General features: G+C 74.3%; 18 protein-coding genes. 14 read left to right on the top strand and 4 right to left on the bottom strand.

Annotation, left to right across the window (positions count from 1 at the left end; all coding sequences use genetic code 11):
* Positions 1-118: 118 nt before the first annotated feature.
* Both RM425_RS02020 and RM425_RS02015 read left to right on the top strand, forming a co-directional pair.
* Complete coding sequence (locus RM425_RS02020) at positions 119-565, top strand: universal stress protein (RefSeq protein WP_311343512.1); 447 nt, start codon at positions 119-121, stop codon at positions 563-565.
* A 93-nt stretch (positions 566-658) separates the two neighbouring features.
* A complete protein-coding gene (locus RM425_RS02015; RefSeq protein WP_311343511.1) occupies positions 659-2,293 on the top strand; it encodes a GAF domain-containing sensor histidine kinase in 1,635 nt (544 codons plus the stop codon).
* A 10-nt stretch (positions 2,294-2,303) separates the two neighbouring features.
* Here RM425_RS02015 and RM425_RS02010 read toward each other — a convergent pair whose 3' ends face one another.
* From RM425_RS02010 to RM425_RS01995, 4 genes are all read right to left on the bottom strand, one after another.
* Complete coding sequence (locus RM425_RS02010) at positions 2,304-2,933, bottom strand: response regulator transcription factor (protein WP_311343510.1); 630 nt, start codon at positions 2,931-2,933, stop codon at positions 2,304-2,306.
* A 66-nt stretch (positions 2,934-2,999) separates the two neighbouring features.
* Positions 3,000-4,028, bottom strand: a complete 1,029-nt coding sequence (locus RM425_RS02005) for a type III polyketide synthase (RefSeq protein ID WP_311343509.1) — start codon at positions 4,026-4,028, stop codon at positions 3,000-3,002.
* A 36-nt stretch (positions 4,029-4,064) separates the two neighbouring features.
* On the bottom strand, positions 4,065-4,772 hold the full coding sequence (locus tag RM425_RS02000) for a methyltransferase domain-containing protein (protein ID WP_311343508.1): 708 nt from the start codon (positions 4,770-4,772) through the stop codon (positions 4,065-4,067).
* 4 nt (positions 4,773-4,776) lie between these two features.
* On the bottom strand, positions 4,777-5,118 hold the full coding sequence (locus tag RM425_RS01995; RefSeq protein ID WP_311343507.1) for a DUF3140 domain-containing protein: 342 nt from the start codon (positions 5,116-5,118) through the stop codon (positions 4,777-4,779).
* A 46-nt stretch (positions 5,119-5,164) separates the two neighbouring features.
* Here RM425_RS01995 and RM425_RS01990 point away from each other — a divergent pair, with 46 nt between their 5' ends.
* The 12 genes from RM425_RS01990 to RM425_RS01935 all read left to right on the top strand — a co-directional run bounded on the left by RM425_RS01990 (position 5,165) and on the right by RM425_RS01935 (position 12,709).
* Positions 5,165-5,665: a DUF6328 family protein gene (locus RM425_RS01990; protein ID WP_311343506.1), complete on the top strand. Its 501-nt coding sequence runs from the start codon at positions 5,165-5,167 to the stop codon at positions 5,663-5,665.
* A 45-nt stretch (positions 5,666-5,710) separates the two neighbouring features.
* Entirely contained in the window at positions 5,711-6,637 is a 927-nt protein-coding gene (locus RM425_RS01985) for a ribokinase (RefSeq protein WP_311343505.1), read from the top strand.
* A gap of 69 nt (positions 6,638-6,706) precedes the next feature.
* On the top strand, positions 6,707-6,856 hold the full coding sequence (locus RM425_RS01980) for a hypothetical protein (RefSeq protein ID WP_311343504.1): 150 nt from the start codon (positions 6,707-6,709) through the stop codon (positions 6,854-6,856).
* Between the two features lie 82 nt (positions 6,857-6,938).
* A complete protein-coding gene (locus RM425_RS01975) occupies positions 6,939-7,856 on the top strand; it encodes a metal ABC transporter solute-binding protein, Zn/Mn family (protein ID WP_311343503.1) in 918 nt (305 codons plus the stop codon).
* 100 nt (positions 7,857-7,956) lie between these two features.
* Complete coding sequence (locus tag RM425_RS01970; RefSeq protein ID WP_311343502.1) at positions 7,957-8,094, top strand: hypothetical protein; 138 nt, start codon at positions 7,957-7,959, stop codon at positions 8,092-8,094.
* 169 nt (positions 8,095-8,263) lie between these two features.
* The gene (locus tag RM425_RS01965) at positions 8,264-8,890 is read left to right on the top strand and encodes a TetR/AcrR family transcriptional regulator (protein WP_396137015.1); all 627 of its coding nucleotides are present in this window, start codon (positions 8,264-8,266) and stop codon (positions 8,888-8,890) included.
* Positions 8,891-8,926: 36 nt separating this feature from the next.
* Positions 8,927-9,352, top strand: a complete 426-nt coding sequence (locus RM425_RS01960) for a hypothetical protein (protein ID WP_311343500.1) — start codon at positions 8,927-8,929, stop codon at positions 9,350-9,352.
* A gap of 321 nt (positions 9,353-9,673) precedes the next feature.
* Positions 9,674-9,844, top strand: a complete 171-nt coding sequence (locus tag RM425_RS01955; protein ID WP_311344034.1) for a hypothetical protein — start codon at positions 9,674-9,676, stop codon at positions 9,842-9,844.
* Positions 9,841-10,200 (top strand): LapA family protein, encoded by a 360-nt coding sequence (locus RM425_RS01950; RefSeq protein WP_311343499.1) that lies wholly within the window; start codon positions 9,841-9,843, stop codon positions 10,198-10,200. The genes RM425_RS01955 and RM425_RS01950 overlap by 4 nt, the downstream gene beginning before the upstream one ends.
* Positions 10,201-10,341: 141 nt before the next feature.
* Positions 10,342-12,186 (top strand): acyl-CoA dehydrogenase, encoded by a 1,845-nt coding sequence (locus RM425_RS01945; protein ID WP_311343498.1) that lies wholly within the window; start codon positions 10,342-10,344, stop codon positions 12,184-12,186.
* 113 nt (positions 12,187-12,299) lie between these two features.
* A complete protein-coding gene (locus RM425_RS01940; protein ID WP_311343497.1) occupies positions 12,300-12,551 on the top strand; it encodes a hypothetical protein in 252 nt (83 codons plus the stop codon).
* Complete coding sequence (locus tag RM425_RS01935; RefSeq protein ID WP_311343496.1) at positions 12,548-12,709, top strand: hypothetical protein; 162 nt, start codon at positions 12,548-12,550, stop codon at positions 12,707-12,709. Before RM425_RS01940 ends, RM425_RS01935 begins: the two co-directional genes overlap by 4 nt.
* Positions 12,710-12,722: the final 13 nt, after the last annotated feature.

Below are 12,722 nucleotides of genomic sequence, written 5' to 3'. Positions count from 1 at the left end.
TATCACACTCCCCCGTCCGGGCGAGACCGGTGCGACCCGCTCCGGGAGAGCCAGCGGCCGCCCCGAGGGGGCCCTTGGTCCCTGGGGCCGGACGGCCGAACGGGTCACGATCGACCGTATGAGCCCGCCCGCTCCGTCCACGCACGTGACACCGATCCCGTCGCGTCGTCGTGCGCCGTGGCTGCTCGTCGAGGTGGACGACTCCGCGGAGGGACACCACGCCCTGGTCTGGGCGCTGCGTGAGGCCGCCCGGCGCGAGGCCACCGTGGTGGCCGTCAGCGTCCTCGACGCACCCGGGGGCGATCCACTGACGGGCACCTCCCGGATGCCGCCACGCACCCGGGAGGCGGCCCGGGACCGCCTGGAGGCGCTGGTCCTGCGCGCCGTCGCCGAGACCGGCATCAGCGGGCGGACGCGCACCGCGGTCCTCGAGCGCCCCGTCTTCGAGGCGCTGGACGCGGCGCTGCACGGTGCCGACCTCGTCATGGTGGGCGCCGGCCGCAAGCGCGTGCTCCGTCCCGCCCTCCCCCGCCCTCCGCTCCGCCGCGTCGCGCGTGGCGCCTGACCGGCGGTCCGGACCGCCGCAGCATCTCCTTCCCGGGGGCGACGGGCCCCCCTACCGTCGGGCCGTGACCCCGCCCGACCTGGGGGTGGCCCGATGAGCGACGACTCCCCGCGGAGCACTCCGGAACTGGCCGTCGCCGTCCTGGCCGCCGCCTCCGGCAGCCATCTCGAGGCGACCCTGCACGAGGTCGTGCGCGCCGCCGTGCAGCACGTGGAGGCGACCTACGGCGCGCTGGGCGTGCTCAGCGCCGACGGCCGCCGGCTGGACCGGTTCGTCATCGAGGGGATGGACGAGGACACCCGGCGGCGGATCGGCACGCCGCCCACGGGGCAGGGTCTGCTCGGGCTCCTGGTGGCCGAACCGGTCGCCCTCCGGCTGGACGACCTCGCCGACCACCCGGCCTTCCGGGGGTTCCCGGACGGGCATCCGCCGATGCGCTCCTTCCTCGGCGTGCCCGTCTGCGTCGGCGACGCCGTCTTCGGCAACCTCTACCTGACCGAGAAGCGGGGCGGTGGCCCGTTCACCGACGCCGACGTCGAGGCGACGGAGGCGCTGGCCGCGGTGGCCGGGCTGGCCATCGAGAACGCGCGCCTCCTGGAGCGGGCCGAACGGCGGCGCGCCTGGGCGCAGGCGGGGATGGACATCTCGACCACCCTCCTGGAGGGCGCGGACCCCGACGAGGTGCTGCGCATCGCCGCGCCCCGGATCGCCGAGTTGTCCCAGGCGCAGGCAGGCGGCGTGCTGGCACCCGTCCCAGGCGACGACGCGTCGCTGCGCGTCATGGTCGCGATCGGGCCGAGGGGCGCCGAGGCGGAGGGCGTGCGGGTGCCGTTGGACGACGAACTCCTGCGCGAGGTGCACACGTCCGGCGTCCCGAGGCTGGTCACCGACGTCGAGTTCCACCGGCTGGCCGGCTCCGCTCCGGCGCTCGCCGCGGAGTTCTCCTACGAGTACGGCCCGGCCATGCTGATCCCGGTGGGCGGGCCGCCCGCGCTGGGCACGCTGGTGGTGATGCGGCGGAGGGACCGGGAGCCGTTCGAACCGGAGCTGCTCGACCTCGCCGCCGCCTTCGCCGCACAGGCGACTGTGGCACTGGAACTGGTCCGCAGCCAGCAGCGGGAGCGCCGGCTGCAGGTGCAGTCCGACCGCGACCGCATCGCCCGCGACCTGCACGACCACGTGGTCCAGCGGATCTTCGCGACCGCCCTCGCGCTGGACCGCATCGGGCGCTCGCTCGAGGCGGAGCTGCCGGACGTGGCCGCGCGCCTCGCCGAACGGGTGGACGAACTCGACGGCACGATCTCCCGCATCCGGTCGTCGATCTTCGAGCTCCAGCACCAGGATGTCTCGCCCGCAGGCGTGCGCCACCGGCTCGCCGAGGTCGTCCGCTCGGTGGTCGACGGCCACGGGCTGCGACCGGACCTCCGGGTGCACGGAGAGGTGGAGGAGCTGCCCGCCGAACTGGTGCCCGACGTCGTCGCCACGGTTCGCGAGCTGGTGACCAACGTGGTGCGGCACGCCCGTGCCGATCGGGTCACCGTCACGGTCACCGTCACCGACGTCCTCCGCGTGCAGGTGACCGACGACGGTCACGGGCTGCCGTCGATCACCGTGCGCAGCGGGCTGGCCAACCTGGCAGACCGCGCCGAACGGCGGGGCGGACGGCTTGCCGCCTCCGGCGGGCCGTCGGGTACCGAGGTCGAGTGGACCGTTCCGCTGGCCCGCTGACCGCAGCTGCTCAGCCGGCGGCCGGGTCCCTCAGCTGGGTGGCCAGGATGGCTGCCTGCGTGCGCCGCTCGAGCCCGAGCTTGGCCAGCACGTGGCTGGTGTAGTTCTTCACCGTCTTCTCGGCCAGCCCCATGCGGGCGCCGATCTGCCGGTTGGTCAGGCCCTCGCCGATCAGCCGCAGCACGATGCGCTCCTGGTCGGTGAGCAGCTCGAGGCGGTCACCGGCCGCAGGCAGGCGGGGACGCGGCGGTGCCGCGGGCAGCTCGTCGAGCAGCGTGCCGCCGGCGGCGACGGTGTGGACGGCGGAGACAAGCGCGGGCCCGCGCACCTGCTTGAGCAGGAAGCCCGTAGCCCCGGCCCGTACCGCCGCCTCCCGCGCCTCGGGCTCGGAGAAGCTGGTCAGGACCAGGCAGGGCAGACCGGGCAGGCGCTGGCGCAGCGACCGGCAGAGATCCGCTCCGCTGCCGTCGGGCAGGCGCATGTCGAGCACCACGACGTCGGGCCGGACCGCGGGAACCCGCGCCAGCGCCTCGGCCACCGATCCCGCCTCCCCGGCCACGACCAGAGCGGGATCGTCCTCGAGCACCTCGGCGACGCCGCGGCGGACCACCTCGTGGTCGTCGACGAGGAAGACCCGCACGGCCGCACCCTCGCCTATCACCGACCACCTCCGGAGCTGTGACCCGAGCCACAGACACTAGGCGCGTCAGGCCGGGAGCAACAGCGCCGCGTACAGCGTCAGGCCGGGGCCGAATGCCATGGCGACCACCGGGCCGTCGACGTCGGCCATCTCCTGCAGCACCAGCAGCACCGTGGCCGAGGAGCAGTTGCCGTGCTCGGAGAGCACGTGGCGGGAGGCGGCCACCTGCTCCTCCGCGAGCCCCAGCTCGTCCCGGACGACGTCGATGATCCGCGGCCCGCCGGGGTGGACGGCCCAGCCGGCGACGTCCTCGACGCGCAGCCCGGCGCCGGCCAGCAGCTCCTCGACGGCCTCGCCCACGTGCTTGGACAGCACGCCGGGCACCCGCGGTGACAGGCCCATGCGGAAGCCCAGGTCGGTGACGTCCCAGGTCATGAGGTCGGCGGTGGAGGCATCGGTGCGGGCCACCACGCCGGCCAGCCGGCGGCCGCGGCCCGCGCCGGGCTCGACGACGACGGCGGCCGCTGCGTCGGAGAACAGCGCGTGCGCCACGACCTGCTCGAGGTCCCGCTCGGCCGGCTGGACGTGCAGGCTGGTCAGCTCGCAGCAGAGCAGCACCGCCGGCCGGGAGCGCGCGGCGACGAAGTCCCCCACCGCGGCCAGGCCGGGGATCGCGGCGTAGCAGCCCATGTGCCCGATCAGCAGCCGCTGCAGGCCAGGAGGCATGCCCAGGTCGCTGGCCAGCCGGATGTCGAGGCCCGGGGTGGCGTACCCGGTGCAGGTGGCGACGGCGAACAGGCCGACGTCACCGGGCGCCAGCCCCGCGGCGTCCAGCGCCCCGGCCACGGCCTGCTTCCCGAGCGGCAGCGCCTCCTGCACGTAGCGCGCCATGCGCGCGCCGGTGCCCCAGTTGCTGAGGTCCTCGTCCAGCGGGTTGGCCACGGCGTGCCGGCGGCGCACCCCTGCGCCCAGGAAGATGCGCTTCGCGGCCCGGACGTCGGCGTAGTGGCCGGCGAAGAAGCCGTCCCAGGCCGCCTCCTGCTCCAGCGCGGCGGGGAGGGCCGATCCGGCCCCGGTCAGGACGGCGTCGCTCATGCCACGACGGTACGTGCGGTCCGCATCCCCTGCCGCTCAGCGCTTGCGCCCGTACCCGGCGAAGAGGGCGGCGGTGGAGCGGACCGGCTTCATGCGGACGCCGGGGCGCCGCCCGGCGAGCCAGCGGACGGCGTCGCGCAGCGAGGGTCGCAGCCCCACGAGGCGCAGGTCCAGGCCCAGCCGGTCGGCCGCGGCCAGCAGGCGGGCGCGGTCGACGAACAGCGCCGGGTCGTGGATGCCCGGCGGTGGGCCCCCGGGCAGCCGCTCGGCGATGGTGACCGTGAGGAAACGGCCGATCCGGGTGGCGGCCAGCGCGTCGATGACGAGGACGCCGCCCGGGCGCAGCAGCCGGGCGCACTCCGCCAGCACGGCGACGTCGTCCTCGACGTGCTCGAGGATCTCCCCGGCCACGACGACGTCGGCGCAACCGTCGGCCAGCGGTACCGCCAGCACCGAGCCGACCACCGCCAGCACGCCGTGCGCCGCGGCCACGCGCAGGCTCGCCTCCCCCACGTCCACGCCGACGTGCCGGTAGCCGAGCCGGGCCGCGTGGGGTGCCATCAGCCCGCCGCCGCAGGCGAGGTCGACCAGCACCGATCCCGGCCGCTGCGCCGGAGGGATGTGCTCGGCCCGGGAGGCGGCCAGCCAGTGCAGCGCGGCAAAACCGCCGGCCGTCTCCCACCACTGGTCGACCAGGTCGTCGTACTGCCCGGGATCGTTCGGTCGGCGGGGCGTCGGAGGCACGGGGCTAGCCCTTCTTCAGCGGATCGTGCCCCCAGTTCATCAGGGAGTACCGCCACTTCGAGGTCTCGACGTCCTCCTTCGACGGCTCCTGCGCCAGATGCCGCTGCACGTAGCCGTGCACCTTCCGCATGTGGGCGAGGTCGTCGTCGGTGAGGTCGTCCTTCTTCGTGCGCAGCAGTTCCACGATCCGGCGGCCGGATGCGTGCCCGGTGGACTCGCCGTCGCCGTCCTTCTGCCCCACGGCCTGCGACTCGTCGCTGCCGAGCCAGCGCTCCAGTTCCGCCGCGGTCATGTTCACGGCCGCACGGAACTCCTGCCGCACGGTGTCACGGTCGTCGGTCGCCATCGGTCCTCCTGGTGTCGGCGGGTCCTGCGCGCGGTACCGCAGGCCGGTGAACCGGAAACCGACCGACGCCGCGGCGTCCGCGCAGGCGCGGGGCGAGACCCGCGACCAGGTGCTCGACCGCAACGTCAACGAGGTCCTGCAAGAGGTCCGCGTCGTCCTGACCGGGGTGCAGGTGCTCTTCGCCTTCCTGCTGGGCCTCGCCTTCACCGGGCGGTTCCAGGAGCTCGGCACCTTCGGGACGACGGTCTACACGATCACCCTGCTCGCGACGGCGAGCGCCACCGTGCTGCTGGTCGCGCCCGTGGCCTTCCACCGCACGCTGTTCCGGCTGCGGCGCAAGGAGGAGCTGGTGGCCTACGCCGACCGCTCCCTCCGGGCGGGTCTGGCGCTGCTCCTCGTCGGCATCGCCAGCGCGGTGCTCCTGGTCCTCGACGTGGCGCTGGGCCGCGTCCACGCCATTGTCGGCTGCGCCGGCCTCGTCGTGCTCGGTGGGCTGGCCTGGTACGCGCTGCCGCTGCGGGCCCGACGCCGTGCCCGGGAGAGCTGACCGGGTCTGGTACTCCTGAGGCCCCGTCCCGCCCCAGGAGGTCCCGTGTCCGTCACCGTCGTCGGCAGCGTCAACGAGGACGTGCTCATCGCGGTGGACCGGTTGCCGGGGCGTGGCGAGACGGTCGTCGGCCGGTCGTCGACGCGGGCGCCCGGCGGCAAGGGCGCCAACCAGGCCGCCGCCGCCGGCCTGCTCGGACCGGGGGTGCACATGGTGGGCCGGGTGGGCGAGGACCCCGCCGGCGACCGGCAGCTGGCCGCGCTGGCGGGCTCGCGGGTCAACGTCAGCCGGGTGCACCGCACCCCGGGCCTGCCCACGGGCACGGCCACCATCCCCGTGGAGGAGGCCAGCGGCGAGAACCTCATCGTCGTGGTGCCGGGCGCCAACGACGCCCTCACCCCCGCCGACGCGGACGTGGAGCCGGTGCACCGCGCCGACGTGCTGCTGCTGCAGCTCGAGGTGCCGGTGGAGACGGTCCTCGCCGCGGCGGGGGCCGCGGGCGGAACCGTCGTCCTCACGCCGGCACCGCCCCGGTCGCTGCCCCGCGAGCTGCTCGACCGCGTCGACGTGCTGGTGCCCAACGAGCACGAACTGGTGCAGCTGGCCGGTGCCGCGCCCGCCGAGCGGACACCGGCGGAGCTGGCCGGCCTGGCCCGCGGCCTGGGCGTCCGGGCCGTGGTGGTCACGCTCGGCTCGCGGGGAGCGCTGGTCGTCCCCTCCGACGGCGGCCCGGTCCTGCTGCAGGAGCCGCCCGCGGTGGGGGTCGTGGACACCACCGGTGCGGGCGACTGCTTCACCGGGGCGCTGGCGCAGGGCCTGGCCGGCGGGCAGGACCTGCGCGGCGCCGTCCGCTACGCCGTCGCCGCCGCCGCACTGTCCACGACCGGCGCCGGCGCACGGGGCGGGCTGCCCGGCGACGACGAGGTCCGCGCGGTGCTCCCTCGCGTACCGCCCGCCGCGGAGGTGGCCTGACCGTTTCCGGTCGGGGTGGTTGCGGGCACAGGTCCGACGACACCGACCGCGTCCCGAGGAGCACCCGCGATGACCGAGACCGAGCGCGCCACCGACGTCGACCAGCCCGAGGGCGGCGCCCCGTCGCGCGAGTCCGACGGATCGGGCACGACGCCCCACCCCGACCAGCCGGCGGAGGGCGAGGAGCGCGAGGGGGGCGCCGACACCCCTGACGTCTGAGCCGCCCCTCCGGCCCCCGTCCTGGCGGACGATCCGGTCCGCCATACTCGGGCCGAGACCGGTCGTCGTCGAGGGAGGACGCGTGCGGCACCCCTCCCTCCTCGCCGGCCTGTCGGCGCTGGCGCTCCTGGCGCTGCCCGCCTGCTCGGACGACGGCGCACCCGACAGCACGGCCGCCGTCGTCCCCGGCGACCCGGCCGCCTGTCCCGGCGAGGTTCTCGACGTCGTGGCGTCCGTGGCGGCGTGGGGCGGGGTCGTCCAGCGGCTGGGCGGCGACTGCGCGACGGTCACCACCATCACCGGCTCCGCGGCCGACCTGTCCCCGGCCGACCGGGCCGTCGTCGCCGCCGCGGACCTCGTGGTGGTCAACGGGATCCGCTACGACGAGGCCGCGATCGAGGCGGCGGAGGCGGCGTCGGGCGACCCCGTCGTGGTGAGCGCCGCAGAGGTCGTCGGTCGCGCGGCGCAGCGTCGCGACCCGCACCTCTGGTACGAGCCGGCCGCCGTTCCCGAGGTGAGCGCCGCGATCGCCCGGCAACTCGCCGACCTCTCCCCCGACGCCGCTCCGTACTTCGACGCGCAGCACACGGCCTGGACCGCCGAGCTGCAGCCCGTCCTCGCGGCGGTCGCCGCCCTCCGGGACGAGGCGGCCGGCCGGACCTACGCCGCGACCCGGCCGCTGTACGGGCGCACTGCCGAGGCCGTCGGGCTGGTCGACGAGACCCCGCGGGGGTTCCTCCGCAGCATGCGGTCGGGGACCGACCCGTCGCCGGACGACGTCGCCGCCTTCGAGTCGCTGCTGCGCGACGGGGCGGTCGAGGTCCTGATCCAGGACGGCGCGGGCGAGGGAGACGTCCCGGAGCAGCTGCGCGAGGCGGCCGACGACGGGGACGTGCCCGTCGTGGCCGTCACCGAGGGGCCGCCGGACGACGTCCCGTTCGTCGAGTGGCAGCTGGAGCAGCTCACCTCGCTCGCCGAGGCGCTCGCGGAGGACGGCTGACCGGGACGTGGTGCGGACCGTGACGGATCTCTCCCCTCCTGAGCGGTGACATGCCCCGTCCGCCTGGTTTCCGGGCGAGGCGCGGGGGCAGGCTGCACCCATGGACGACGACCAGCGCGAACCCCGAGCAGCCGACTCCTCGACGCGACCCACGACCGGCGAGGAGCGGGAGGCCACCTCCCCGGCTGCCGCCGTGGCCCGGATGCTGGCCAACCCACGCCGCGTGCGCCGCTCCTGACCCCGGCGGGGACCGCCCCGCCACCGGACCGAGCGGTGACGGTCGGTGATCACACCGGCCTCAACAGCCCGTCCCACCTCGCACGGCCCGTAAACCTCTGATCACTCAGAGCGAGCATGATCGGCGTGCCGCGAACTCCTCCGTTCCGAGCTGGGGCAGCATGCCTCCCGTGACCGCCGCCCTCCCACTCGCCTCCGTCGACGACATCTCGACCCCTGTCCGGCGGAGCCGTGCCGAACGTCAGGCGATCGTGCTCGACACCGCGGAGCGGCTGTTCTCCAGCCGCAGCTCGCGCAGCGTCGGCATGGACGAGCTCGTCCGCGAGACCGGTCTGGGCAAGATGACCGTCTACCGGCTCTTCAAGAGCAAGGACGACCTGGTCGGGGCCTACCTCGCCCGCAAGTCCGCGACCGTGCTCGGCTTCATCGACGCCGAACTCGGCCGGCTGGAGGGCGATCCACGCGCCGCACTGCTGTCCGTGGTGGACGCCGTCGAGCGGGACGTCACCCGCGTCGGCTTCCGCGGCTGCCCGTTCACCAATGTGAGCAGCGAGTACGACGACCCCCAGCACCCGGCCCGCAGCGCCGCGGCCGACTACAAGTTCGAGCTGCACACGCGCCTCGAGCGGCTGACCGACCAGATCGTGCCCGGTGGCGGAGAGGACCTGGCCGCGCAGATCCACCTGATCATCGACGGCATGTACCTCTCCGGCGGCCTCCTCGGCCCGGACGGCCCGGCCGCGCACGGCCGCCGGCTGGCCGAGAAGCTGGTCGACGCGGCGGTCGCCCGCGCCTGACCTGCGGGTCGCGCACCCGCGCCGCAGGATGGGCGGGTGACCAGCGATCGCACCCGACCGGATCTCGACGACGCGACCGTCGAGGCGCTGGGCAAGCTCTCCGAGGCCCTGGAGACCGTCGACCAGGCCCGCGGCTTCCTCTACGCGTTCCACCAGCTCACCGGGAAGGCCGACCGCCTCCTGCAGGAGTCGGTGGACCTCTTCGAGCAGGCCGGCGCGACCGAGCTGGCCGCCGACCTCGACCGCGACCTCGTCGGGCGGAACGTCATCGCCGACCGGTGGACCTTCCAGATCGTCGAGGACTTCGACGCCGGCTACTGGGACGCCTTCCGCAGCTACGACGCGCAGGCCCGCGACGAGCTCGCCGACGGCGAGCGGCACGTCTTCGAGGCGCGCATGAAGCAGCGCGAGCGCACGGCCGGCCACCCGCGGCACGAGGCGGGGCCCGCGCTCAGCGACTGAGCGAGCGACGTCGGCCGGACGGAATCCGGGTGGACCGGTCGCTGGGGCCGGAGGCTGCCCGACCGGGACACGGGCAGCGGCTCCGCGCAACCGGGGGACGGCAAGTGGCCGCGGTGTCCGTGGATCGGTCGCGGGGGCCGGAGGCTCCCCGACCGGGACACGGGCAGCGGCTCAGTGGGTCCGGGGGACGGCAAGTGGCCGCGGTGTCCGTGGATCGGTCGCGGGGGCCGGAGGCTCCCCGACCGGGACACGGGCAGAGGCTCAGTGGGTCCGGGGGACGGCAAGTGGCCGCGGTGTCGCCCGGAGGGCGACAATGTGATCGTGACCATGCCCGACGGAAACAACGCAGGATCCGACCGCGAGGCCAAGCCCCTGGGGGCCGACAAGGCGCCCGGCGAGGACCGCGACTCCCTCGGGGCCGTGGAGGGCCCGGCCGACGGCATCGCCGGCCCGGCCTACCCGCCCGCCGACACCGAGCCGGACGCGCAGTGACCGCCCCCGATCCCCGCGCGGCGGGCGGTGCCCGTGACCCGCTGAGCGTCGGACTCGACCACCCGACCGGGGCGCCGGCCTCCGAACCGGCTCCCGCGACGCCCTCGGGGCCGGGCCGCACGCGCCACGCGGGCCGCACCATCGGACGGTCGCTGGCGCTCGGACTGCTGATCTTCGTCACGGTCGTGCTGGTGCTGTTCGTCGTCTTCAACGGCGAAACCGTGCCGATCAGCCTGGTCTTCACCGACGTCCGGGCGCCGCTCGTCGTGGCACTGCTGATCGCGGCCGGGCTCGGCGCCCTGGTCGGCTGGCTCTTGAGCCTGGTGCTCCGCACCCGCCGCCGCCACCGCTCCTGACCCATCCTCCACGCGGGCACCCCTCCGGGGCGTGTCCGCGTGGAGTGCTGCCCGCGCCGCGCTACCAGCCGGTAACATCCGTTGTTACTGGCGAGTAGCAACAGCCGTCCACCGGCACGGAGCACGGGAGCACCTACAGCGATGACGCACTACACCGCCAACCTGCGGGACCTCGAGTTCAACCTCTTCGAGTTCCTCGACACCAAGGACCGGTTCGGCACCGGGCCCTTCGCGCAGATGGACGCCGATACCGCGCGCGGTGTGCTCGCGGAGATCCGGAAGCTCGCCGAGGGACCCATCGCCGCTTCGTTCACCGAGGCGGACCGCAACCCGCCGGTGTTCGACCCGGCCACGAACTCGGTGACCCTTCCCGAGTCGTTCAAGAAGTCGGTCCGCGCACTGGACGCCGGCGAGTGGTTCCGCCTCGACCTGTCCGAGGAGCTCGGCGGCTTCGGGGCGCCGGCGGTGCTGACGTGGGGCGCCTTCGAGATGGTGCTCGGCGCCAACCCGGCCGTGTTCATGTACGGCTCCGGCCCCTCCTTCGCCCAGACCCTGTACGACCTCGGCACCGAGGAGCAGAAGAAGCTGGCGCTGCTCATGATCGAGAAGGGCTGGGGCGCCACCATGGTGCTCACCGAGCCCGACGCGGGGTCCGACGTGGGCGCCGGCCGGACCAAGGCCGTGCAGCAGCCTGACGGCTCCTGGCACATCTCCGGCGTGAAGCGGTTCATCACGTCGGCCGAGCACGACCTCAGCGACAACATCATCCACCTCGTGCTGGCCCGCCCCGAGGGCGCGAAGGCCGGCACCAAAGGCCTGTCGCTGTTCGTCGTCCCCAAGTTCCACGTCGACCTCGAGACCGGCGAGCTCGGCGAGCGCAACGGCGCCTACGTGACCAACGTCGAGAAGAAGATGGGCCTCAAGGTGTCCACGACCTGCGAGGTCACCTTCGGTGACGGCCCCGTTCCCGCCCAGGGCTGGCTGGTCGGCGAGGTGCACGACGGCATCGCCCAGATGTTCAAGATCATCGAGTACGCCCGGATGTTCGTCGGCACCAAGGCGATCGCGACGCTGTCGGCCGGCTACCACGTGGCCCTGGACTACGCGAAGACCCGGGTCCAGGGTGCCGACCTGACGGCGACGTCCAAGGACGCCCCGCGGGTGACGATCACCCACCACCCCGACGTCCGCCGCTCGCTGATGCTGCAGAAGTCCTACGCCGAGGGCATGCGGGCGCTCTACCTGTACACGGCCAGCTTCCGCGACCAGGTCACCGCCGCCGAGGCCGACGGCACCGCGGACAGCGAGGAGGCGACGCTGGCCGCCCGACTCAACGACCTGCTGCTGCCGATCGTGAAGGGCTTCGGCTCCGAGCGTGCGACCCAGCTGCTCACCGCCGAGTCGCTGCAGACCCTGGGCGGGTCGGGATTCCTGCAGGACTACCCGATCGAGCAGTACATCCGCGACTCCAAGATCGACACGCTCTACGAGGGCACCACGGCGATCCAGGGCCAGGACTTCTTCTTCCGGAAGATCGTCAAGGACGGCGGGGTCGCGCTGACCTGGCTGGCCGGGCAGATCCAGGCGACCGTCGAGTCCGAGGCGGGCAACGGCCGCCTCAAGGAGGAGCGCGCCGCGCTCGCGGCCGCGCTCAACGAGGTGCAGGGCATGCTGACCGCGATGTTCGGCCACCTCACCGAGGCCCAGCAGGACATGAAGGCGCTGTACAAGGTCGGGCAGAACAGCAGCCGCCTGCTCCTGTCGGTCGGCGACCTCGTCACCGCCTGGCTGCTCGTCCGCCAGTCGGAGGTCGCCCTCGCGGCGCTGGCCGGGGACGTCAGCGAGAGGGACCGGTTCTTCTACGAGGGCAAGCTGGCCGCGACCCGCTTCTTCACCAGCCAGGTGCTGCCGCGGCTGGCCTCCGAGCGGATCATCGTCGAGAACACCGACAACGCCCTCATGGAGGTCGACGAGGCCTGCTTCTGAGCGCCTCCCTCACCGCCGACGCACCGCTTCTCCCGTACGGGAGGCGCGGTGCGTCGCCGTTTCAGGCCCGGACCGACGGGCATGGCTGGGGCGACCACGAGCGAGGAGGCACCGTGAGCGACCCCCAGGGCAGCGACCGGATCCAGCAGGACGTCCCCACGGCCTCCGGCACCGGGGACAACAGCGACATCGCCTCCGGCTTCGACGACGTGCCCCTCACCCGCGAGGACGCCCTGGAGCGCGATGCCGCCCAGGGCGACGACCTGCCCGCCGGGGCCGACGGCGACGTCGCGCGGGCCCGGCGGGCCGGCGCATCCGGCGAGGTCACCGATCCCACGACGAGATCCGGAGGACGAGACGTATGAGCGAACCCGAGGGCACCGGCTACCGGGACTCCCCCGACACCACCGATGGCACCGCACCCGCCCCGGACGATGCCCCCGAGGGAGCGGCGACGCTGACCACCGACGACGAGGCGCAGCGCGACGACGGGGTCGCCCGGCCCGGCAACGAGGCCGACTGATCAGGGCCGTACC

Origin of the sequence: Blastococcus goldschmidtiae (genome assembly GCF_031845325.1) — a bacterium.
Classification (GTDB): Bacteria; Actinomycetota; Actinomycetes; order Mycobacteriales; family Geodermatophilaceae; genus Blastococcus; species Blastococcus goldschmidtiae.
Note: the sequence above shows the minus strand (reverse complement) of the source record. Positions and strands in the feature narration are given on the sequence as shown.